General features: G+C 56.2%; 1 protein-coding gene and 1 pseudogene. Both read right to left on the minus strand.

What is annotated here, in order from left to right:
• Positions 1-452 (minus strand): annotated as a pseudogene (locus C9413_RS31745) (sugar phosphate isomerase/epimerase); the annotation flags it as partial.
• Between the two features lie 263 nt (positions 453-715).
• Positions 716-1,654, minus strand: coding sequence for a myo-inosose-2 dehydratase (gene iolE / locus C9413_RS31750; protein WP_040114762.1), 939 nt, complete (start codon positions 1,652-1,654; stop codon positions 716-718).
• Positions 1,655-1,849: the final 195 nt, after the last annotated feature.

Below are 1,849 nucleotides of genomic sequence, written 5' to 3' on the forward strand. Positions count from 1 at the left end.
CTCCAGATCTCCTCACCGTCATCCGTCAGCGGAAAGATACCATAGGGGTAGAGGAACGGCCCTGACATGATCGTATTCTCCCCACCCAGCCCCGACGTGATGGCGACGCGGGATTTGAGATAGGACAGAGCCTGCTTGCGCTGTTCCTCGTAGGGCGAGGTCGGATCGTAGGTTCGCGTGGTCCCCACATTGGTTGTGAACTTCACATCCTGGAAGCCTGCCTTATCGAACGCCTTCTTGAGGCGGACATAGCTTTCGACCTCAGCGTGATGACCGGCGTGGGCAGGTCCTGGGGCGATATGCACATCGAAGCCAGTGTAGCCGATGTCGGTAAGAGCCTTCAGATGTCTGACGAGAACCTGGGTGTAGTCCGCGTCGTTCGGCCTCAAATCCGCTGTAAACATAAAGAAGCTGAAATATATATCTCGCTTGAATGCCTCTGACATCTTCATCGCTCCGGCTATCGTTATCCAATAACGCGTGGTTATCGATCAATCTCTAGTTTATTGAGGAATTCGCACCTTCCAGGATTGCGATCTGTTCTTCGAAAACGTTCCGAACGATCTTACGGAACGAGACGGCGAGCAGGGAATTACGTCAACTGTGATTTGTGTGGAACCCACACGAAGCACGTGATCAGACTTTATGTCGTACTCAGACGGATCTGAATCAGATCCAGAATCCAAACCAAAAGAGGTCAAACCTCTCGCCGGGGCTACCATCCGAGCAGCTTGCGTAGATATTCGCGGCCCATTCTCGCATATTGCAGCGGATTGGCCTTGGCCGGGTCCTGCTCTGCTTCGACGCAGATCCAACCGGCGAAATCCGCCGCGGCCAACGCATCGAGGATTTCCGGAAAGGTCACGATGGAGCCATCACCCGGAACGGTAAAGATTCCCATCTCGATACCTTGCTGGAAGGACAATTCACGGGCCTTAATCGCCCCAACCACCTCGGCGCGAATATCTTTCAGGTGAACATGCTTGATGCGGTGGGCGTATTTTCTGGCCAGCGCCAGCGGATCGACACCGGCAGCCGCCTGGTGTGCGGTGTCGAGAAGCATGTTGACCAGCCTGGGATCCGTCTCGTCCATGAGCCGGTGGATCGCTTCCGTCTTCATCACCCCGGTTCCCAGATGCGGGTGATAGCAGAGCTGGCGGTTGCGTGCCCTGGCTTTCTCCCCCGCCTCATGCAACCCTTCGATAAGGTATTTCCACTCGTCCTCGGAGAAATCCGGACAATTCGGAAACAGGGCTACCGGAAGCGGATTGACGGCCCGGCCAAACTCTGAGACGACCAGATCGGCCCTGCGCGGATCGTTGCTGTCACCTTCCATGGCTTCGAGGAAATCGAGCTGAGCATCGACATTGTCCAGGGTATGACGCTTCATCGCCTTGATGGTGAAGTAGGTGCTTACCCAAGGCTCGGAAATCCGCAATCCCCTGAGTTCGAGGGCAGGTCGCAATACTTTCGGGTCCGTCGGATATTTGTGGCCGACGCCACATCCGACATAGCCGGCGAGCGCCATTTCACTCAGAGCCTGCTCGTAGGGGATACCGATATCGATGTTGATGAAATCGTCATTCCACCAGAGCGTGGGGATGACACCCAGCCAGACCTTGGCGGGCGTCAGTCGATGCAGATATGTCACCATGGCAATGATCCAGTCCTTTTGAGGTCAAATCGAAGTGGCATCAGGTTTTGGAATCGAGATCCGGAAGGTCCGGAATTTTCGGCGGAAAGGCCCAGGAGCCGAAACCAGGCCCCTTGGCGCCTGCGGGGTGGGCTCCGATCGCCTTCCAGAGCAAACCCTCGATATAGGCGTCGGGGGAAACGACGAGGGGGGCGC

The organism is Rhizobium sp. SEMIA 4085 (assembly GCF_013004495.1).
GTDB classification, from domain to species: Bacteria; Pseudomonadota; Alphaproteobacteria; order Rhizobiales; family Rhizobiaceae; genus Rhizobium; species Rhizobium gallicum.

What these genes read in the sequence shown, in the direction of transcription:
- iolE (WP_040114762.1), bottom strand. Translation starts at nt 1,654, where the DNA reads ATGGTGACATATCTGCATCGACTGACGCCCGCCAAGGTCTGGCTGGGT.